This window comes from Allotamlana fucoidanivorans, assembly GCF_045788535.1.
GTDB lineage: Bacteria > Bacteroidota > Bacteroidia > Flavobacteriales > Flavobacteriaceae > Allotamlana > Allotamlana fucoidanivorans.
The window spans coordinates 2,755,982-2,778,312 of the sequence record NZ_CP074074.1 but is presented as its reverse complement, the minus strand read 5'-3'; the positions used below and the strand labels follow the sequence as shown (position 1 = coordinate 2,778,312).

General features: G+C 36.0%; 12 protein-coding genes. 4 read left to right on the top strand and 8 right to left on the bottom strand.

Annotated features, from left to right (window positions below):
• The first annotated feature begins 141 nt into the window (after positions 1 to 141).
• On the top strand, positions 142 to 1,035 hold the full coding sequence (locus KFZ70_RS12045; RefSeq protein ID WP_139696328.1) for an AraC family transcriptional regulator: 894 nt from the start codon (positions 142 to 144) through the stop codon (positions 1,033 to 1,035).
• Here KFZ70_RS12045 and KFZ70_RS12040 read toward each other — a convergent pair.
• The 5 genes from KFZ70_RS12040 to KFZ70_RS12020 all read right to left on the bottom strand — a co-directional run bounded on the left by KFZ70_RS12040 (position 1,030) and on the right by KFZ70_RS12020 (position 13,569).
• The gene (locus tag KFZ70_RS12040) at positions 1,030 to 2,952 is read right to left on the bottom strand and encodes a hypothetical protein (RefSeq protein ID WP_139696331.1); all 1,923 of its coding nucleotides are present in this window, start codon (positions 2,950 to 2,952) and stop codon (positions 1,030 to 1,032) included. The two genes, KFZ70_RS12045 and KFZ70_RS12040, sit on opposite strands and share 6 nt — an antisense overlap.
• A 134-nt stretch (positions 2,953 to 3,086) precedes the next feature.
• The gene (locus KFZ70_RS12035; RefSeq protein WP_139696333.1) at positions 3,087 to 5,075 is read right to left on the bottom strand and encodes a T9SS type A sorting domain-containing protein; all 1,989 of its coding nucleotides are present in this window, start codon (positions 5,073 to 5,075) and stop codon (positions 3,087 to 3,089) included.
• A gap of 151 nt (positions 5,076 to 5,226) precedes the next feature.
• Positions 5,227 to 8,436 (bottom strand): BNR-4 repeat-containing protein, encoded by a 3,210-nt coding sequence (locus KFZ70_RS12030; RefSeq protein ID WP_139696335.1) that lies wholly within the window; start codon positions 8,434 to 8,436, stop codon positions 5,227 to 5,229.
• Positions 8,437 to 8,596: 160 nt separating this feature from the next.
• Positions 8,597 to 12,028, bottom strand: a complete 3,432-nt coding sequence (locus KFZ70_RS12025; protein ID WP_233244034.1) for a glycosyl hydrolase — start codon at positions 12,026 to 12,028, stop codon at positions 8,597 to 8,599.
• 80 nt (positions 12,029 to 12,108) lie between these two features.
• Positions 12,109 to 13,569 (bottom strand): alpha-1,4-L-rhamnosidase, encoded by a 1,461-nt coding sequence (locus tag KFZ70_RS12020; protein ID WP_139696340.1) that lies wholly within the window; start codon positions 13,567 to 13,569, stop codon positions 12,109 to 12,111.
• Between the two features lie 504 nt (positions 13,570 to 14,073).
• On the opposite strand from KFZ70_RS12020, the gene KFZ70_RS12015 reads away from it, so the two are divergent.
• From KFZ70_RS12015 to KFZ70_RS12005, 3 genes are all read left to right on the top strand, one after another.
• Positions 14,074 to 14,310 (top strand): hypothetical protein, encoded by a 237-nt coding sequence (locus tag KFZ70_RS12015; protein ID WP_139696342.1) that lies wholly within the window; start codon positions 14,074 to 14,076, stop codon positions 14,308 to 14,310.
• Positions 14,279 to 15,034, top strand: coding sequence for a hypothetical protein (locus tag KFZ70_RS12010; protein ID WP_139696345.1), 756 nt, complete (start codon positions 14,279 to 14,281; stop codon positions 15,032 to 15,034). Before KFZ70_RS12015 ends, KFZ70_RS12010 begins: the two co-directional genes overlap by 32 nt.
• A gap of 326 nt (positions 15,035 to 15,360) precedes the next feature.
• The gene (locus tag KFZ70_RS12005; protein WP_139696347.1) at positions 15,361 to 16,968 is read left to right on the top strand and encodes an amidohydrolase family protein; all 1,608 of its coding nucleotides are present in this window, start codon (positions 15,361 to 15,363) and stop codon (positions 16,966 to 16,968) included.
• Positions 16,969 to 17,812: 844 nt separating this feature from the next.
• Here KFZ70_RS12005 and KFZ70_RS12000 read toward each other — a convergent pair.
• The 3 genes from KFZ70_RS12000 to KFZ70_RS11990 form a co-directional block, all read right to left on the bottom strand.
• Positions 17,813 to 19,564: a sulfatase gene (locus KFZ70_RS12000; protein ID WP_139696349.1), complete on the bottom strand. Its 1,752-nt coding sequence runs from the start codon at positions 19,562 to 19,564 to the stop codon at positions 17,813 to 17,815.
• A gap of 176 nt (positions 19,565 to 19,740) precedes the next feature.
• Positions 19,741 to 21,318 (bottom strand): heparin lyase I family protein, encoded by a 1,578-nt coding sequence (locus tag KFZ70_RS11995; protein WP_139696351.1) that lies wholly within the window; start codon positions 21,316 to 21,318, stop codon positions 19,741 to 19,743.
• A gap of 190 nt (positions 21,319 to 21,508) precedes the next feature.
• Positions 21,509 to 22,252, bottom strand: coding sequence for a T9SS type A sorting domain-containing protein (locus KFZ70_RS11990; RefSeq protein ID WP_139696353.1), 744 nt, complete (start codon positions 22,250 to 22,252; stop codon positions 21,509 to 21,511).
• Positions 22,253 to 22,331: the final 79 nt, after the last annotated feature.

Here is a 22,331-nt window from a genome sequence, read left to right as displayed (position 1 = left end):
ATATTTTTTAACATCTGTATTGCCATCCTGTATTATCATGGTCTATTTTAAGCTCATATGCAATGACAATATGTTGTAAAATTCCATATAAAATATTGTATTTTCAATTGACAAATTGATATATTAGTTGCACAATATGATATGAAAAACTCTTATAGAAAATACCTAATAATTAGTAATAAAGATAAATCATGGGGATTTTATATAAATAATTTAGGACGAAATGTTATTGAAAAATATACGGAATACCCGTCTAAAGACCACCCCGACCAATATGTTTTCACTTGGGAAAAAGGACGTGTTTTAAATGAATTTCATGTGGTACTTATTACCAAAGGTGAAGGTGTTTTTGAAAGTAAAACTACGGGGAAAATAAAAGTTTCAGATGGCGACATATTTTTACTTTTCCCTGGTATGTGGCACCGTTATAAACCTTTACAAAAAACAGGCTGGACCGAACGATGGGTAGGCTTTTCTGGCAAAATTGCACATCAGTTTTTATCCAACGGATTTTTCAACGAGAAACACCCAATTATTCCTAAATGCAATCAAACTTCAATAGTCAATCATTTCAATACGCTTTTTGAATTATTTGATAAAGAATCTTTCGGTTTTCAAAAGCTAGCATCTGGTGTGTGTCTTCAACTAATGGCCGATATTCATAATATTAAAACGGGTGGTAATAATATTGAACATCTTAATTCTATGGTTTCAAAAGCCAAAGGTATGATGTACGCACAAATTGATAACGCCATAAATTTGAAACACATGGCTTACGATTTAGGCGTTGGTTATTCTAAATTTAGATTAGATTTTAAAAAGCAAACAGGTATTTCTCCTTTACAATATTACCTATTATTGAAAATTGAAAAATCAAAAGAGCTTTTATTAAATACCCATAAAACTCAGAAAGAAATTGCTTTTCAACTGGGTTTTGATTCTGATGTGTATTTTAATAGACTTTTCAAACGAAAAACAGGGATGTCTCCAGGTAAATTTAGAAACATTGGTGTTAATAATTTAAGTTCTTCATAATGAACTTACAGTTAGGGAAACTATAAGTTCATTATGACCTTCTTCAAAAAACACCTCAACAGGAAAAGCTTCAACTCCAGGAACCATATTAAAGGTTCTCTCACCTTCTATTGTCTTGGTCTTTATTGGGGTATTAGCCTCAATAGTTACAAGCCCTTCAGGTTTTTGAATCGTGATTTTCTTTTCACTAACCACTGCAACAACTTCACTAGATGGCGAAACAATTGGCAACACAAAAGCCGTTTGCTCTATAATATCTTGTTTTGAACTTACATTAATTTCTGTTTTATCAACTGTACAATTATAAGCAATATTAAATGCAGAGGCAGTTTCTGTAACCTCTTCTCTATCTACATTTTTTAGTCTTACATCTGCTAATAACTCAATAGTCCCGTTTTCATCTTTTGAAGTAACTGTGGCAGGTAAATCGTATAAATTAGTGTACCAAACATCGTCTTTAAAGACTTCAATTCGAGGGGTTAAGCAAATATCTTTTCCCGGTTGTTCTTGTTGGTTATTCTTCTCAACCATTTCATATTTTGCCATACTTGCGGCACATAATAACCCTACTTTATTATGATACAAGACCCCTAAAGCACCCCCTGAAGCCTGACGAAAATCTTCTTTATAATGGTACTCTGCATCGTAAGCACTTACCGTTCCTCGCCAATCGCCTCTGGCAAAAAGATATACATCTAAATCCCTAAAATGTTTAACGCCATCTGCAGTAACCCTTGGCAATTCGGTTTTGGCATTAATTTCAGGCAGGTGCTCCCAATGATCTAATAATGCCGCTAATGGTTTAGCATGTGTAAAGGTATGATGCACGCAAGGTGGTATTCCTGCCGATATAAAATGAGGACCTCCATGAATTAATCCGTTGGCCGTACATGATTTCAACAATTCGGTGTTTTTTATCGCAGCTGTTCCAAAGGCAGGGTTGATATGTGCCATCATTCCAAATGCTGGTTGACTGCCATCACAGGTTCTGCTTCCCCAATACGTCCATTTGTACATGCGGTTACCCCAACTATTATCCCAACCCCCATCTGGCAACATAAACTCTAAATGGCTATTTAGGGATTTTGTTAAGATCTGCAAGAGCTCTTCATCTTTTTCCTTAAGGGCATACATTACCAAGCTATTTAAGGTTTCCTCTACATTATATCCTAAATCTACGCCGTGCAACCCTTTTTCACTTAATTTACTGGAACTTTTTTTGCACTCTCCAAATAACAAGCCTTCGTTTGGTGTAAAATAGGCTTTTACCTCTGAAGCTAATGTTTTACTTTTTGCTTTAAAATCCTCCCTTTTTAGAACGTTTCCAATTAAATTTAATCCATATACCGCGGTTCCAGGGTAATTGATATTTGTAAAATCGATAGTAAATGTGTCATGAATATACTGTCCTGCTCTTTCAAGACGTTTTGTCCAGGCCTCTCGAGTTTCATCATCCAAAACATGACCATGATAGTGCAGTGCTTCTGCTAAAGCGATGGCTCCAAACACGGTAATGCCTTTCCATGATTTTGGGTTTTTGATAACCGTCCATGAACCATCTTCTTGTGAGACATTATTTTCTGCCCAAATCATTACCAATTTTGCACCTTCTATATATTTTCCATCGCCAGTTTTATCGGCCATATACAAAAATGGATACACGGCATCCATACAGCGCCCGTGAATATGTGAACATGAAGGGCAACCTAAAGCACCATGTTCCTCTATATTTGACGGATTGTTAATTTGCACTTTTAACATGCCATCACTCCAATCTTTTAACAAACTTGCAATTAAGTTTTTAAATTCTAAAGAGTGCTCTGGGTGACTCTCACAAGCCTTTAGCAATCCTGCTATTGGCAATGATAAACCAACACCGGCAAGCGTAGATAATTGTATAAAGTTTCGTCGTTTCATTTAGTATATTTTTATGCTTTTTAAATTTAAAAAGATACCCTTTGTAAACCATCCTGTTTTGTCCTGTTTACTAAAAAAAACCAGAAGATAAATTATCTTCTGGCTTTTTAATCATTTGTGTAATTCTTACAACCTTACTTTACCACCAACTTAGAATGATAAATTCGGTTATCTGCCGCCTTTGCTTTTACCAAATAAATACCTGAAGGCATATTATTGGTTTTAGTGATAGTTATGTTACTACTATTCGTTGCGTTTTTATAAACCCGTTTTCCAAGCACACTATAAATCTCGACATCTTTAACTCCATTAATATTGTTAAATGTTATAGTAAATTTGTCTTGCGCTGGATTTGGATATACTTTTATTGAAGATGTTTTTAATTCTGGATTAGAACTACTTAAAGTAGTAGATTCTAAAATCCATTTACTTCTGTCATCTGTATCCGGTGCTGAAATATGGATTACGGTTCCATCTACTTCTTGATACAAATAACTCCCATTGGTACCTCTTTCAAATCTATAAGTATCTTCCAATGCGTTGTATTCTATTGCCCATATTTTATCTCCACTTGAAGTGGCTGTGCTGCTACTTGTACATAATATCTCAAAAGGATGTGTATTTGGCGCACGAAGTATTCCGTATGTTCCATTATTTATGTTATGAAATCCTGCAGCTCCACTATTAAGAAAAGTCCAATGCGTGTCTTGAGCTTCACCAGAACTAGTCATTGTAACTGCTGCCCCACCACCAGCTACAGCCTTTAAATATTCTCCAGTAGCAACATTTTTGAACCTATAAACACCTTCTGGCGCACCTCCTGAGTCTACAACCTCCACTTTCTCGTACGTGGTATCTGCCCATCTAATTTGTGCTCTACCACCTCTAACTCTATATGCGCCGTATCTAATACCAGATTCTAATCCTCTTTCTGGATCTGGAATATTAAATTCAAAAAGGTCACCTCCAATTACTGCATCACAATAATGTATTTTTTTTGTAGGATCGCTTGGATCTTCTCTAAAACCTACCTCAAGCTCAAAGCTAACTACTTCATCTTTATCTACCTGCTTTAAAAATACAACTTCTCTACCGGTACCTACTCCTTCTCCACCGCGTTCTGTGATACGTTCGGCATAAATATCAAACGCCACTTGCTTACCTGCATTTATTCCTGTGCCATAAACAGGATGTGCTCTATATAAACAAATAGCTGGATCCGCAGAACCTCCACCCCCTGTATGTTTCCCTTTGGCTTGTGCGATGTAAGTCCCATCTGCATTAAAATTACCATCATCGCCTACCTCTAATATCCTAAATGTTCCCGTAAACCTTGCATAACTCCCAACACCAGTTTCCTGTGATCTAGGCAAAAAACGTTCTATTCTAGGTTGCAAAGTCTCGGGCAAAGGATTTGAACCCTCAGTAATATTATAAACGCCCCAAGTTTTACCATAAAGATCAAATTTTGTGTAATCTGCATAACAACTTCGGTCATCGATGCTACCAACATTTTGAGGATCCGGTATATCGTCGAATTGTCCGCCTTGCCCCTCCGGAGTACATACAACAATAGGTCTTGTATCTTCATCTGGTGGCACTACTACAGGAGTTTGTACATAGGGAACGAGTTCCCAATTAAATCTATCGTCCATTGCATCAAGCGGAACATTGGTTACTGTTCCATTGGCATCATGATACATATATCTGTTAAGAGTACTATATTGAAATCTATAAGTGTCATCCGTTGCATTATGATGTACAGTCCAAATTTTATCGGTATCGCTTGCTGGCGGATCTGTATTTGTGCTAACTACTACAAAAGGGCCTGCTGGACCACCAGCACCTGGTGCACGCAATATCCCAGCATTGTCATCTTTATTATCTATATTATAAAATGCCCCACTTTCTACAAACGTCCAATGGGTAGTTATATCGTCTTCATCTAAATTTGTCATGGTAACAGCTTGTGCACTCGCACCTGCATCGGTTAAAAATAGCCCTGTTGCTACATTTCTCAATCTGAAAATGTCACTAGAAGGGAGTACGCCTTGCGCTGTTATACTCATTGAGCATAACGCTAAAACGAAAAATAAGATGGATTTAAGAGTAATTTTTTTCATAGCAGTATTAATATTTAGTTTGTTGATATTAAAACAAATAGCTTCTATATGTATTAAATATAGCGCAATAGACTATCCTGAACTATGCTGAACCACACACTATTTCATGAAAAATATCATGCCACGAACCGCCTTAAACAAATGTAACCACTTATTTTACAATTAACTTAGCATGAAACACTCGGTTATCTCCAGAAAAGGCTTTCACTAAGTAAATACCTGATTCAAAATTTTCCTTAACTTCAAGCTTACCATAGTTGTTAGTCAGTTTTTCATATACCGCCTTACCCAAAATATTATAAATAGTAACTTTTACAACATTTATGTTTTTAAATGCTATTGTAAATTTATCTTGTGAGGGATTAGGATATACTTTTAAAGAAGGAGTTTTTAATTCGTTATTTTCCACACTTAGCAATGGCCCGCCGGAACCCACCACTTGCCACTGGCTTCTCTCATCTGTTTCATCAACAATATAGTTATAACAATTACCATCGGGGTGATGATATAAAAATCTACCCGTGCTTCTAGCTTCAAATCTGTATGTATCTTCAAATTCATCGTAATGAATGGTCCATATTTTATCTGTATCTCCTGCTGGAGGTGCTTTACCCGTACTAACAACTAAGTATGCCCCAGGTGAAAAATTAGCTCCTGTTGCTCTCAGTATTCCATTGAGCCTACTATCAATGTTATAATACTCCTGACCATCTACACTTGTTTTAATAAACTCCCACTTTCTATCCTGACCATCACCTGAGTCATTCATAGACACAGGTTGACCAGCAGTAGGATTAGCAATTAAAAATTGACCCGTAGCAACATTTACTAATTGATAAACACCTTCATCATCACCTCCAGAACCTCCACCTGAGGTCGCAGAAATCTTCATTTTATCGTAGTTAAAACCTCCTACTTCACCTACCACTTTTATATTTTGTACGCCTTTTTGGAGTGAAATAGTCGCTTTAGTCCCTTTAAAGTTGGTCAAACTAGGTGTTGTAGTAAGGGCTATTGAAGCTAGCGTGGTAGTACCACTCACAATTTTAAGTTTTTTAGTACTGCCAGGTGATGCAGCAAAGACCTCAACCTCGTAATCACCATCTTCAGGTGCATTTATAGTGTATTCTGCAAAATCACCGGTATTCCAAGAATTAAGATAAAAAACTGTATTACTCCATCGAGTTACGCTCACACCACTTTTTGAGGTATAATATTCAGCCTCAATGGTAGAAGGAATTTGATGTATCTTAGGATTAACAGTCAGCGTCTTAGAAGCTTGTGCAGCTGTAAAATAGTCATTCCCTGTATCTGAAACCGTTATTGTAGCAGTACCTGCTCCTAAAATTTGTCTTACTTGGTCATCCCATACCACAGCTACTTGATTGTTTGGACAAAGAAACCTTAAATTAGCATCTGGATTATTGCTTGTCGCTTGAAGTGTAAAAGCCGGGTCTCCTGAGGTTACTTCTGGAATAGCTGAAAAATCAATCACCTGTTGACGTATTGGCACTGAATATTCATGCCCCACAATAGGCGCCGCATTATAGGTAGCATCACCAGGCTGTAAAGCGTTTATGGTTGTTGTTCCTGCCCGTTTAACTTGTATTTTTCCATTTACAATACTAGCTACATCGGTATTTGTACTTTCATATTGAACTGCTAAACCAGAACTTGCTGTGGCATTTAAAACTTGATCTGGACTCCCCCAAGTATATGTATTTGGAGACAAACTAAACGTAATGGTTTGATTTGATTTTGATGCATCAGCACTAACCACTAAGGTTTGAGACACCTCAGAAGCTTCATTATAAGTACCATCACCTTTTTGACTTGCCATAATATCGCAAGAGCCTACACCCATAATTTGCACCTCGTTGCCGTTTATGATGCGTGCTATATTTGTATTTGAAGATGTGTAAGACACAGGTAAGCCTGAACTTGCTGTGGCATTTAATGTAAAACTCGGATCTCCTTCTGTTTTTTGAGCTAAAGCACCAAAATTGATGGTTTGTGCTATATATTCTTCCTTTTGCAATTGAAATACAAAACAATGAATTGGCACCGTAGCACTATTTACAGCTTCACTAAATACCACTGCAATTATTCCGTTATCCATTACAGTAATACTTTTTCTATCATTTATTCCTATACTAGTTCTAAAATCTTCGCGCCACGTATAAGTCCCTGCCAACGCACTTGTTACTACAAAATCACCACCTGCTAAATTAAACTTATACATACGGTTACCATAAAACACTCCTAAAGAGCCTTTGTTTCTATCCTCAGAAAACTCAGTTTCGTTTTGTTTTCTGAGGTAATTATATGGGTTTGTTCCCTTAGGTTTAATATAGGTATACATATCATTTTTAGGAGAAATAGCCAATTGTGGTCCTCCGGCCCAACCTGCATCATCAGGAACGCTTCTGGGGTCTGCAATTAAAAAAGGTGTGTGATCAACAATAGGTAAATCATAACTTTTTCCATTTACGGTTGTTGCTTGGCTATCCATACGCGAACCCAGTTCCATGACATAAACACCCTCATTTAGTCTGGTAGGAGATTCTGCCCAACGTGGCGAATAAGCATAGTAAAATTTACCATTTATAAAATATGCACTGCCATAACTAAAGCCTCTTTCTCCTTGTGTAACTTCGCTTCCTCTACCTTTAATAATTGTAACCTCTTGAGACCAGGTGTCCCCGTTATAATAGGTCATAATAATATCACCACCAACAGCAGAGCCCAACCTTCTTTCAAAGTACATTTCACCTAAATCGTTATTAAATAAATCGGGATAAGTTACACTTGTTATTTTTTTTCCTGGTATTAGGTAATCCTGCTGCGGCAAGAAGTTATCTGCGGTAAAATCACTATCAGGACCAAAAGCTATATTTTTCTTAGATCTTATATAGTTCAAATCTTCGTTATGATGATCAAACATGAGATGAATAGTACCATCAATAGGACAAATACCAATATTTGTTGTTAAATGCGTATCGCCTTTACCTCCAACCAAACTCAATTTAGCTGGCAGCCCCACATGCACCCAATTACCTTCTCCTATTTTTTTTCGAGACACCATTAAAGTGCGGTCTGCCCATCCTCCTCTATACCAAGTATAGAACATATAACCATTTGATACTTTCAAGCAATTACCATGTGGGTTTATACTCGCACCATAATGATACGGCTTAGGATCATCGACTTTCCAAAAATAAAATGCTTCATTGGTAATCACTGTATTTTCGAGAAAAGTAACCTGCGCAGCTATGTTATTAGAACATACATTTAGTATAAACAGAAAAATTAAAATTAGTTGAAAATTTATTTCATTCTTTTTTTGAAAAAGTAGTTTCATAGAATTTGATACGTATTTAGTTTATTAGCGTACCTAAAAATCCTATAACATTAACAAAAATCTATCCTGACCTATCCTGATTTTGAACTAAAAAAAACAATTATTGTTAAAACATAAGAATCTAACCAAAACTGACTATTATATAATGCGTATTTAGCTTTTATATGGTGGACTTCAAAACCACAGGGCCGATTAAACCAGTATTCTCCAATTGGGTTTCATTCTTTTTAGGCGGATTTGTGGTCCATGTTTTCTTTTGGCCTTTTGGTCTTGAGTTATCGTAAATGAGCTGATTCCTCCAAGTATTGGTGACTTTAATCTCAAAGGTGTTTTTACCTATTTTCACATATTTACTAATATTGAAATCAAAAGGTGGCGCCCACTTTACACCTACCTTTTTACCATTGCACCACAGTTCTGCAATATTGGCTACTTCTCCCAATTCTAAAATGGTTTGTGTCCCAATTTCATTAAAATTTATAGTCTTGGTATAGGTGGTAGTTCCTGAATAGTGCTGTACGGCATCGTTTTCAAATTCTGACAAGGATTTTAATACTGTGGCTTCTATAATTTTTGGAGTACCCCAACCGTCTTCAAAGGTCAAATTCCAATTATTTTGAAGCCGTATTTCACTAATGGCAACCTTTTGTTTTGTCATTGCTTTTTCATCTTTATGAAAAATATAATCTCCAGAACTAGAAGCTACCAATGTATCATCAACCCAAAACACCTTTGGAAAACGCTTTGTTTTATGCATGTTAAACCAACCTGTTTTCGTGTTTAAAATAATTGAATCATTTAAAGTAATTTTTGAAGCAAGTGCTTTTTTACTGTTTTTAGAAAACACAACAATTGCACTTCCACTTGCCGGCAAAGACAAAGCCACATTGGTTCTAGCGTCTTCATTTTTCCAAATTTTGGCATCATGCCGATTCCCTGTAAAAGCATCCCAAATTTCAGGTCTTTTACCATCAACCCTAAAACTTAAAGCAACATCAATAGGATATGGCTCCCTTGACGCTACAAAATAAATATCGGCGTCCTCAGTTTCACGATGAATCCAATTGATATTAAGACCTTCTGAAACAATCACATCTTTTGCAATTTCTTCTTCATGCAAAACTTCTTCTAATGTTTTACCCCAATACACTTTTCCTTTACCAACTTGCTTTACGCCACTTTTAGAGCTTGCCCATAATTTATTAGAAATAGATTTAAGTGTTTTTAAATCATTTTCATCATCCATTAAACTTGGAGAATCTATGGGTTTGTTACCTAAGACCACTGCTCCTGCTTCAACCAATGCTTCTAATTTCTTTAAGGTAGAAAGCAGCATTTTTTCGGAATCCCTGAGCATAATTATGCGATAATCGCCAGCATCTTCAACATGTATCTTGTTATTTTTCATGGTTAATTTATCGTGTAAAATTTCCGCATTCAAATAATCAAAACGATAGCCTTCTGGGAATTCATCCAAATCAAATGGAGGACGTTCGTAATGGTCTCCATAATACCAAAGCACATCGGCTACGTACTCGCCCTGTTGCAACACATATTGGTTACGAGCTAGGTAATCCGTCCAATCTTTCATATAGGGCCACCAAGTTTGTTCCCTTAACAAAGGAAATCCAATATGCCCTCCAAAACTAGACCCAGGATATACATTGGTTTGCGGTGTATGAGAAAAGGTATGAAACACTAAATGATTTACGCCTTTTGTAAAATTGTAATCTATTAAATATTTAACCAAAAACGGATGTTCATTCCATTTTACCCCAACCTGTGTGCAAGCCTCAGCAGCTAAAACAGGTTTATTGTACAAGTGCGTTGCAGAGGCCGCATTATAAATCGGTTTCGCATACTCGTTTTGAGCAGAAGGAGCACTAGGATACCAAAATTCGGTCATGGGAATGTCACTAACACCGTAATAACGCATAGGATCTATAGGAAGTACTTCGCCTCCTGCTCCTTCGGTATACACTTCAGCGCCCATATCGTGCGCAACGGTTGCAAAATGGGTGAAGAAATTATCTATAAATACCTCATCCATAGTATGACGTAAATCTCTTAAAAATTTAGTAGTAATTTCAGGACTTTCAATAATGTACCCTATGGTTGCAGGTAGGTAATTTTTCATACTGTAACCACGCCTGGTTTCAAATTCCTTAAACATATCCTCAGAGTTCATGGTCCATGTAGGCACATGACTTTCCCAACTATCAATTAACAAACCATGCAATTTCCCATTGCCTATGGGCCCGCCATCTTTTATTAAGTTGCCTATCATACCATTTCGCAAATGGTTCTCAATAGCCACTTTATCCAACTTACTCGATTCCCAACCTGTAGCTTCTGGCACAGCCGGTTTATTGGTTAAGCGCATATTAATATGTCCAAAACGAACTACTGTCCAATCACCTTGAGGCACCTCCCAAGTTAACTGCCCTTCATCTGTCATTTTATCTGTGAGATTTACAATAGCCTTTGATTTAATTATCACACTTTCTGAATAATTAATATCCACATCTTTTTCTAATCGGCGCAGTACTTTTGCTGCCTTGGCCTCATGGTTATGGAATTTTGGTTTAGAACTCAACCTGATAAACTCCGGAGCAATTGCATGATCTCCTTCAAAAGTAAATACAAATTGATTAGAGATAGTTTCAGGAATACTCAGAGTAAGATGTTTACGCCTATCATTCCAATTTGCATCAGGTATTTTAACCGTAGTTATGGTTTTTAACACGCCATTAATCAAGGCTTCAATTTTAATATTTACCTTTATTTGTGGGTACTCTGTTCCCATTACCATATGCCTTGTTTGCGGAAATGTAAGAGTACGCAAAGTAACAGGTGCATCAAACGCCACTTTAACCCAAGTATCACTGTTATTTACTTTGGAAATACCATTGGCCCTATAGGCCTCTAATGGTTTATTTAATTGAGTTGTAGTTCGTGTGACCGTAAGTTTAGAGTTGGGATTAAAAATGTCTTCCCAAGGCACTACCGTATTATTTGTTTCAATCTTTGAAGGATATATGGGTAAAAAATCATCACCTTCAGGTGTTGGAAATGCCAGAACTTGGATGTCTTTATAATCATAATCTGAAGTGTGGTATAGGGAATCTATTTCCAAAACCTCATTAAATATTTTTTTTCCTGACACATGATAAACCGTTTCTACAACTTCACGTTGCGCCTCCTCTACTGGCACCCATGGCCCACCTGTCATGGACCAACCAGGACAGTTTTGCATGGTAAATTTTAAGCCTAAACGCTTACATTCATCCGCTGCATGCCGAATCATATCTTCCCACTCTGGAGATAATATTTTTATTGGATCAACATTTGGGTAAGGTCTACCCGCTTTATTAAATAAGTGAATCCCCTGTAAACCAGCTTCTTTTATAGCTTCTAAATCTAAAGTCAAGCCTTCTTTACTGATATTATTGCCATTAAGGTGAAACCAAGTTTCAGGGTAATACTTTTTAGAAGGCGCTTTAAAGCTTTCACTCAACTCTTCAAAACTTACTTCTGAGGATACACTTAAAGGTTTTTCATTTTTACTTTGACATCCTAAAATTGACATCATTGTTAGTAACAATAGAATTCTGTAATTCATATTCAAATGCTTTTAATTGGTAATAGTAGTTTTGCTTGTATTTAATGGTTTTATGGTAACTTTATTTCATATTTCAGAAAAGAATATACTGGTAACTGTGTATCAAAAGACATCATAGATTTAGAACTTTCGTTTCCTTTAGTCATGACTTCATGCCATTCATACCAAGTAAAAGCATCCTCTTTTGAAATATAAACTGCCGACCGCACCATGATCTTAGTCCATGGAGGTACATTCAGTTTTGCTGTTATTCTTAAACTTTCAGTGTCTTTAGATTCTAGATTTGCACTATAATTATAAGCAACAATATGATAGCTATCCTGTTTGCTGTCTCTTGAAAAAATGGCATCCACATAATTTTTTTCAGAGCGCTGTACACCACTTTTGTTTGAATTATAGTATGTGTTACCCTCTAAGGTTAAAAGCATGTTTCTTGCGCCTTCATACTTTTTACCATCACCCCACTGAAAAACATTGTACATGTTATTTTGGTAAAACATTTTCATCAGGCCTATTATAAATGAATTTTGATGTGCCACTGGTGCGTTTTCAAAAGCATTTCCCGCTTTACTTAAGCTTTTTATTAAAGCAAATTCATGCATTTCTAGCTTTGCATTTTCATTCCATTCAGGTATATCTTTAATTACAGCAAAATCTTTAAGATACACTTGGTTAAAATTGGTTCTGTTTTCCATGTGGTAAAATGGATAAAATGAAACCCCCACAAAATCATAATGCACCTTATTGGTTTTACACCATTTTACAAAATTGGTTCCCCATGCTTTTTGGGACGAACCCCAAAGAAAATGTGTGCCTACCTTAGCTTTGGGAAGTTCTTGCTTTATAGCTTTAACAGATACCTTATAAAATTCAAAAAACTGTTCTTTTGTACCAGACCAATGGGTTGGAGTACCTATTTCTCTACCTATATCAAATTGTATTTTTAATACCTCGTCTTTACCATAGGTGTCAACAAGAAAACTCATGACATCTTTTAAATAATTGGCCCAGACATTATAGTCTTTTGGAGGCTCTGCGTTCCCGTAGGTTGAAACTCTTAAAGAATCACCAAGAAGTGCTCCTTTTGCATTGCGTTGAAATGCCCATGAAGGATTATCTAGCACAATTTGATGAATTTCTAATCCCTCATCATAGACTCCATCAATTTGTCTCTTTAACTGCGTAAAATCAGTATAAAATGTTTTAGAAACAGCATCCCATTTATAAGAATCCATGGTTAAATCGGCTTTTCCTTTTTTTGCAATACCGCCTAATGGCCTAACAATACAAAGTTTTGTTTTACTAGTAGCGTTAGTAACATTTACTCCATTTATTGGTGTAATTCTATTGAAAACATTTAAATGATACACAATTATTTGTTTTGCATTGGCGGAATCGGTAAAGTCGGTTTGCAAAACAATTTGAGCGTGAACTGTTGTTGCTATACAATGGCAAACAAAAAACACAAAAATATATTTCACCGAAAACCAACATGTTATTTCTTTCCTCATGAAATATTCTGTTTTGAAAATGAGTTTTTGATAGTTACTAAATATGCCTGTGTATTTTGTTAAAACGTATTACGTCCAGCTACCATTGTACTATGAATGTGCAGACAACTTAACACTACCAAGTCTAAAATCAATACCGCAGTATGGAGATGCAAAACTTCACTCAAAAGCAATTTTTATAAAACTGTTAAATTAAAACTACACTTCTTTAAAACTGTCCTGTTTTATCCTGCTTTCTAATAAAAAACATAAAACAGCATAAACAAAATGGACTATACATATTATCAAATTGTTAATAAACCCAATTTTTAATATTTTGTCTTACTGAATTTACTAACTTGGTAAAGCTATTAATGAAATTCGTTGAATAAAAAAATCGATTAGCCTCATCACAACCTGCATTACCTGCTCCATCATTATTAAAAAAAATGATTTTGAATCATTGATTTTTGAGAATCGGAAGATCAATTGTTACGTTCAAAACTTTACAAACAATCAATTTATATGAAAAAACTTTTACTATTCTGTTTATTTCTAAGTCATTTTCAGCTTTTTGCTCAAGAGGCTGCCGAACAGGCAGTATCTACAGACACCATTCCTGCTGGAGTACAAGGTTCTATCAATCCTTTAACAGATAACAGGCCTGTGCACACTGGTGATAATCTTTTAGACGATTCTTTTCCAAGTTCATGGCCGCTTTTTGGCTCGGATGTTAGGCTACGTAAAAGCAGATTTTATTAGAGATTTTGACTACATAGGAGATAGATATGAATTTGAATTAGGGAGTATTGCTGTTGAAGGTTCTCCTGAAAGGGAATTGGGAGGCATCACTACTTTTCATGCCAAACAAACTCGCATTAATTTTGATTTTCGTTCAAAAGCGAAATGGGGTAAAACAGGAAAAGAATTTCCTCTACAGGTCTTTTTGGAGTTGGACTGGTTTTTTGATGGAGAATCAAATCGTTTAAACACCCGTTTACGACATGCCTATGGCGTTATTGGTAGATTATTGGTTGGTAGAACTTGGACCACTTCAGGTGATTTATCTACATTACCAGGGACAATTGATTTTGCAAATGGTGATGCACTTTATGGCGGAAGAACCACCCAAATTAGGTGGCAGGATAACATAAACAAAAGGTTCTCATATGCTATTGCATTGGAAGATTTTGCACCACAAATTGACAACCCTTTAAATTTTGAAGGCGCCTCTAGACCGCTTTGGCCTAATATTGCGGGAATGATAAAAGCTAAAGCGTTAAATGGATCTAGCATTCAACTAGGACTTGATGTTTTCCCTGTGAGTTGGGTTGGACCGTCTACCGCACCAAACGTAAATAAAACGGGGTATGCCATAACAGTTGGAAGTAGAGTTGTACTCAAAGTAACCGAATATCAAGATGCCTTAGTTTGGGGAGCTGGCTATGGCGAAGGGCAGGCTCATAAAATTATATCACTTTCATAGGATGGCAAAGCTTCAGGAGCTCTTGGCCCAAATGATTTAACCACATCTCCTGCTTGGTTTGCTTATGCTGGTTATAATCACTATTGGTCTAAAAAGTTAAACTCAAATATTTCAGCCGCTTGGAGCGGTACTAGCCTAGCAGATTTTCAAGCAGACGAAACTATTAAAAAAGCAGGATCTGTTCATGCCAACCTTATTTATTTCCCATATAAGATGGTATCTACAGGTATTGAGTATATGTGGGGCGTTAGAGAAAACAAAAATGGCGTAGAAGGTACAGCATCTCGAGTTCAATTTATGGTAAAGTTTAAATTCAATTAATAATTATGAAAAATCTAATTTTTATCTGCACTTTTTTAGCAATTAATTTGGTGTTTATTACGAGCTGTAAGGAATCAGCAAATGAATTACCAACAGATAAAATACCCTTATCTACAGCATTTGATGTGGTCATTTTAAACGGGCGCGTCATGGATCCAGAAACAAATCTAGACGCCGTGAGAAATGTGGGTATTAAAGATGGTAAAATTGGTATAATAACAGAAGAAAAGATTTCTGGAAAAGAGACAATAGATGCAACAGGACACGTGGTTTCTCCCGGTTTTATTGATTACCACTCGCATGCTTCAAATACAGCATTCGGTCAAAGGTTACATTTAAGAGATGGTGTTACCACTCCTTTAGAGTTGGAAGTGGGCGCTTACCCTGTTGATACTTATTACAATAGTCTAGAAGGTAAGTCATATACCAATTATGGAGCTACCGTAGGCACAGGGGGTATTCGAGAGAAAATTGTACACCCTTCTTATGATTCCAAATCTGGGTCTTTAGTTAAAGATCTTTTTGATAAACATGAAGATGCTTTTGCAACCATGGATGTTGCTGCTTTTGCCCCTAACAAAGAACAAGTAGAACAAATTAATACCTTAGTAGAAGAGAGTATTAATTTAGGTGCCCTTGGTATTGCAGTTCCTGTAGGTTATATGTCAACTGGAACAAAATCAGCAGAACTTAGAACATGGCAAGAGCTGGCCGGAAAGTACGGCCTAGCCACATTTCTTCATGGCAGATTTTCCAGTCAGCAACCACCTACTTCAGGTATTTTGGGCTTTCAAGAAATGATTGCAAGTGTTGGCATCTATGGAGGTGGTTTATACATTCACCATATCCATCAACAATCTCTTGGTGAGACACCAGAAGCATTAGAAATGATAGCTTCGGCTCAAGAAAAGGGACTTAAAATAATTCCTGAAGTTTACCCGTATTATCAAGGCGCTACTATTGTTGGTGCAGATTATTTGGTACCTTCAAACTATGGTCCCAATATGGGGCGTAGCTATGAAGATATTATAGAAGTAGCCACCATGAAGCCTCTTACAAAAGAGCGTTATGAAGAACTTGTTAAAACAGATCCTGCTGCTTCTGTAATTTTCGGAGGTATTTCCGAAGAAGGCTTATTGAGTGCCATTGCCGACCCAAAAGTTGTAATAGGTAGCGATATGATGCCTTTAACCATTTCTTCAACGGGAGAAATGGCCGTAGATTTCAATGTTCCTTTTGATAGCGTACAAGGCCACCCTCGTGGAGCTGGCACACATGCTAAAGTACTACGTTTAACACGAGAAAAAAATCTCATGCCATTAATGCTTGCTATTTCAAAAATGTCTTATATGCCTGCTCAATTTCTTGAAAACAATGGTGTTTCTCAAATGAAGAACAAAGGACGCATACAAGAAGGAGCAGATGCCGATATTACCATTTTTAACGCAGAAACGGTAAAAGACAACTCTACCATGGTTAAAGCAGGATTACCATCAACAGGTATACCATACGTTTTAGTTAATGGAACCATTGTAGTAAAAGATTCAAAAGTACTAGAGGGCGTTTATGCCGGACAACCAATACGAAATCCAATTATTAAAAAAGAATATTAAAAAAAGCACTAAAACTCTTTATCTATGGATACGTTAAACAATTGAATAAACTACTGTGCTTCCAATTTAATTATCAGTCAGCACCAGTAGCGGTTATAATATTTAATAATCGAACACAGTTTTCTTTGTTTGCAACCCGTTTGTATATTTTAGGTAGCATAAATTAATCATTTGGCGCTATAATGTCATTTACTAAAAAAAGCACCTATGAAAATTGGGTGAGCATGAGACTCAATAAAGTCAGGTATTAACGTTTTGCCTTTCAAGGCTAACTTTTCTAAATTAGGCTAAAAATATTTTTACTAGGTTGGTTTCCGTTCAAACTCAAACAAACTATTTAAAAGCAATTAAAGGCATTATTCATTCAAGAGCTAACAAAATAGAAACAGTAATTATAAGGGATATCATAAGACATGGCATAGTATTTTAACTTTAGAGGACTTAAATAAGGCCGCTGGAAATGTCCCAAATTTATTTGACAACGCTCTGTACATGAGCTCCATATAGGTCAGCATGCCCAAGAAGGTATAATATAACCAAAATGTAGCCGTTTAAATATTGTAATTAATTGTCCACTTTTATATTGCAAGTCCACCAAAAGGCATTACTAAAAATTAGTATACCTACTATATAATAGAATAAATGTTTTATATGATGCTAGCATATACTAATTCAACACTTTTTTTTAAAAAAATCCAAAAACAACAAAACAATAAAGGTTCCAAACAACTCCTTCTTCTCAATATATCTAACCTGTTCCTCAGACATACTACTAGTAAATAAGTTAAACATAAAGGTTAAAAATATCGTTGTTGTACTTTCTGCTAGTTTGGTATTCTCTAATTTAATGAAGTTCAACAACTTCACTAGGCTCATAACCTATTCGATGGGCTTGAACCATTAATTTAGATCCTTCGGGCAACTGAATTGACCCCTGATACACCTCCCACGATTGTGGCGTGTTGCCATCCTGATCCATAATTTTAAAGCCAATAGAAGCGCCTTTGGTTTCACAAGTTATTTGCACTAAGTCATCTTTAGCAGTAATAGTGGGTTGCAATGTCACTGGTTTAGCGTCTTTACCTGACCATAGTTTTTTTATAAGTTCAGATTCGGGCAAATCTGGATTGTCATCAATGGTTTCTAACCATCGATCCATTTCAGCACTTAATTCTTTAAGTTTTTCTTGATTTTCTGGGTTTGCTGCAAGATTATTGAGTTCATACGGATCTGTTTGGCAATCAAACAATTCTTCTTTCGGTTTTTGTTCTCTAAACCATTGCATTTGAATATCGTTTAATTCCCCTTCTGCTTTCAATTTTAACAACTCCTGCATGGTTGGAATGCGTTCTCGATATGCTACAGGTAAATAATAGCCTTGTTCTGGTCTGTAATTACGAATATATTTAAATCTACCATCCCTTACGGCTCGTATGGCATCGGTAAATCCATCAAACCTGTCGGCTGCCGCATGAATATATGTTCGTTCTTCTGCCTTGTACTTGCCTAAAAAAGCTTGACCTTGCATATAGGGTTTTGGTGCTTCACCAGTTAAAGACAATAATGTTGGTGCAAAATCAACAAAACTGATAAGTTGGTCGTCTTTCGTACCTGCTTTTAATTTATTTGGAAAACGAATAATCATGGGGGTGTTTAAACCCGAGTCGTAAATCAATCGTTTTTCCCTGGGTAATGGCCCGCCGTGATCGCCATAGAAAAAGATTATGGTGTTTTCTAACAACCCATCGTCTTCTAGTTGTTTTAAAACCGCACCTACTTGACTATCCATTTCGCCAATATTGTTGTACAACTTCCACATATCTCTACGTGTTACATTGTTATCTGGTAAATATGGTGGAATATCAAATTTTGTATCCTTTGGTAAGTGTTCAGGTGTCTCGGCCTCTGTCATCCTGTTTTTTGCATGAGACTGGCCTTTGTTTTTCCAATTGTAATTTCTGTCTCCAGCTTGATATAGTCTTGTTTCAATTTCTCTTAAACCATAGGGTTCAAACAAACCGGACTCATGCGTATCTGTAAAATTAAAGACTGCAAAAAAAGGCTGATTATCCTTTCTATTCCGCCAATGCGCATAGGGACTACTTTCATCCCAGGCGGTTACCGGTTCTTTAAATTGATAGTCTGTTTTATAATTATTAGTGCAATAGTACCCTTGCATGCGCAGCCATTCACTTATCATTTTTACTTCGGAAGGCGGAACAGCTTCATAAGGAGGTAATCCCGTTACATCGGTATATGAATTCACTCGCATATGGTTAGCCCCAATCCCAGATGGATACATCCCCGTGGCAATGGCCGCACGACTAGGTGCACAAACCCCTGAGGTAGAATATAGATTTGGATAAATAACGCCTTCATTGGCCAATTTACTCAGGTTGGGCGTCACTACCGTAGAGTCACCAAACGGTGAAATATAAGCCCCCATATCTTCGGTAACCAACCATAGTATATTTGGGCGCTCGGGAAGATTTAAAATAGGTTTGCTAGCCTCAAAACTAGTATCCTTTTTTGATGTATTACCACAACTTAATAGCAGCATACCTAAAAAAACAAGAGTCAATTTAACAGTATTCATCACATTTTTTTAATTTTTTAAAATTAGCTCTATTGCCTCAAACCACTGTCCTGCATTGTCCTGATTAGTTTACTAAAATATAAGAACGTCTGACTATCATAAATCAGACTTTTTCACCATCTATTATTCCAAGTGGCTTAATTACTTGAACAGACTACTCCCAGTACATTTATATTTTATCTCTTTACAATTTTCTTTGTTGAAAAAGTTTTATCTCCATAAAATTTCACTAAATACATTCCACTTGATAATGAAGTAGCGTCTAGATTTAGAGATGATAAACCTTTTGTTTCTCTAACAATAAGCGATTTGCCAATCAAGTTAAATACTTCAACTCTGCTAATATTTGATGATAACCCCTTAATTTCAATTGTATTGTTAATTGGATTAGATACAAAAATTGAACTTTTATCAAACTCCAAACTACTAAGGGAGTTAACACTTTCTAAAAGCCATTTTGTGTTAGTTCCAAATGAAGTTATATACCTAACATCACCAGAATCATCAAAGGAAATTCTTGGAGTGGTTGTCTGAGGAGTATGGATATCATAGATTCCAGAACCATTAGAAATAAATTCAAAAATTCTTGTATTATCTGTTACAGTAGTTGGTGTTGAAGTTGTAGTAGGATACACATTTTGACCTTCAAATCTTACAGCATCCCAATTTGTATCTAAACATGAAATGTTGTAGTAACCATCAGTTCCAACAGATTTTATCTCAAAAATCTGTTTATTACTATCTGGTAAAATCTCATCTGCCGTGATTATATTTTGATTTGGAGATAACTCTGGAGCTACAGTCCAATACTTACCAGTTATGCTATGCTTTATCTTATAAAACCCCTCTAGGCCAGAAGAGTTTCCATCATTTGAATCACTAGGAAGTGCATCGGAATATGTTAAAGCAACACGCATATCATCAAAATCCGTTATCACCTCAAAATTACATGCGTTTTCATTATAAGAACCCCACTTTGGGTAAACTTCAACACCATCAAATGTTTTATGATAGGCTCTTTTATCAGAATCTGCCAAAACCACTTGATATTCATTAAAATTAAGATTTGAAAGTGTTTGCTGTACTCCATTAAACCAGAACTCCAAATACCCTACATATCTATTATTAACCATGTCAAAATTATCATCAACCTTAACCTTTATAACAAAAGTTACCCATTCATCCTCGGGAATTGAACGTTGCCATAATGTTGTTCTTCGTTGGGTTATAGACCCTGGCCTGTTCCAATTGGGCTCAGCTGGACCGAAAGCGTTTAAATTTAAAGTTGTACCATCATAAGACATCGTATAAGGGTAATTTTGCTTATTCGTATCTATATCTCCACCATCAGCAGTTTTCCATTGAAAAACTGCAATACCAGCATTCAAATCTGGTTCAGAATTAAATCTCCAGCGCCAACCGTAATAATAAGTTCCACCCTTTTGAGGGGTAAATGTATTTACGTCACCCGTAGTTCTGGCAAATTCAGCTCGTTTCCTAGACACGGGTTTAGTAATACGCCAAAATTTACCAAAGTCAATATCTGTAGGTGTGGTAACAAAAGGCGGGCTATTAGGATCGTCAACACAATCATCACCACTTGGGTTACTATTACCATTTGGATCGAGGCGTCTAAAATTATCATTAACCGATAAGTTGGGGTCACCATACCATAACACTTGTGCATCTAGTTTATGTAATCCAATACATGAAACTAAAAACACCATAACGAATTTTAAATTTTCAATTTTCATAGCTTATTATTTCATTAATCAACCTCTATTTTTTTAACATTTTTATTAAATCTCGTGGCACTTTAAAATAGTGCATGAATTACTATTAAAGAAAGAAAAAGCCTGATCCCAAAGAATCAGACTTTTCATCATTATTAATCCGAGTTGACCTAGTTAGTTAAAAAAAGACTACACTCAGTACCTTTATATTTTATCTTTTTACAATTTTCCTTGTTGCAAATGTATTTGCCCCAATAAATTTAAGAATGTAAATACCGCTTGATAAGGATGTAGCATCTAAATTTAATACTGACAAACCTTTAGTTTCTGCACTAATTAAAGATTTACCAACTATATTAAACACCTCAACTTTATTAATATTTGAAGATAACCCTTTAATATTAATGGAATTGTTAATTGGATTTGACACAAAAATTGAACTTTGATCAAACTCCTCATTACTCAATGGATTGGTAGATGTAATAATCCATTGGGTCCTAGTAAAATTACTTCCAGAGTAACCAATTGCATCAGTGTTATTGTTATAAACTAAATACCTTGGGGTACTGGTTTTTGGTGTTATTATGTTATAAGTTGGATCTGACTCTGTTCCAGGCACCAACTGAACATCCCATACATTAGGGTTTGATGTGGATGGTGATCCCGGGGTATAACTTACAACGGGTATTTCAGAAGTACTATTTGCTCTCAAAATACCATCGTTAGTATGTACCACAATGTTGTATTCATTAGTATTTCCTGTTGATACAAATGTAAATTTTGTGGCATCGGCAGAATTGCTTGTTGCTCTGACAGCCTTGTCGCCATCGTGCGATAAATAAACAACACCGTTAGTGGTGAAATTGTTTAATAAATAATATTCACCTGCTCCGGTAAACTGTGCATACGTAAATGTTGCACTTAATAGAAATAGAATAAAAGTAATTTTTTTCATAAATACGTGTTTTTAGCTTTTCATTAAATTGATACCTCAAATATAATAGCGATTCAGGGTGTAGAATTCCTAAAAAGGT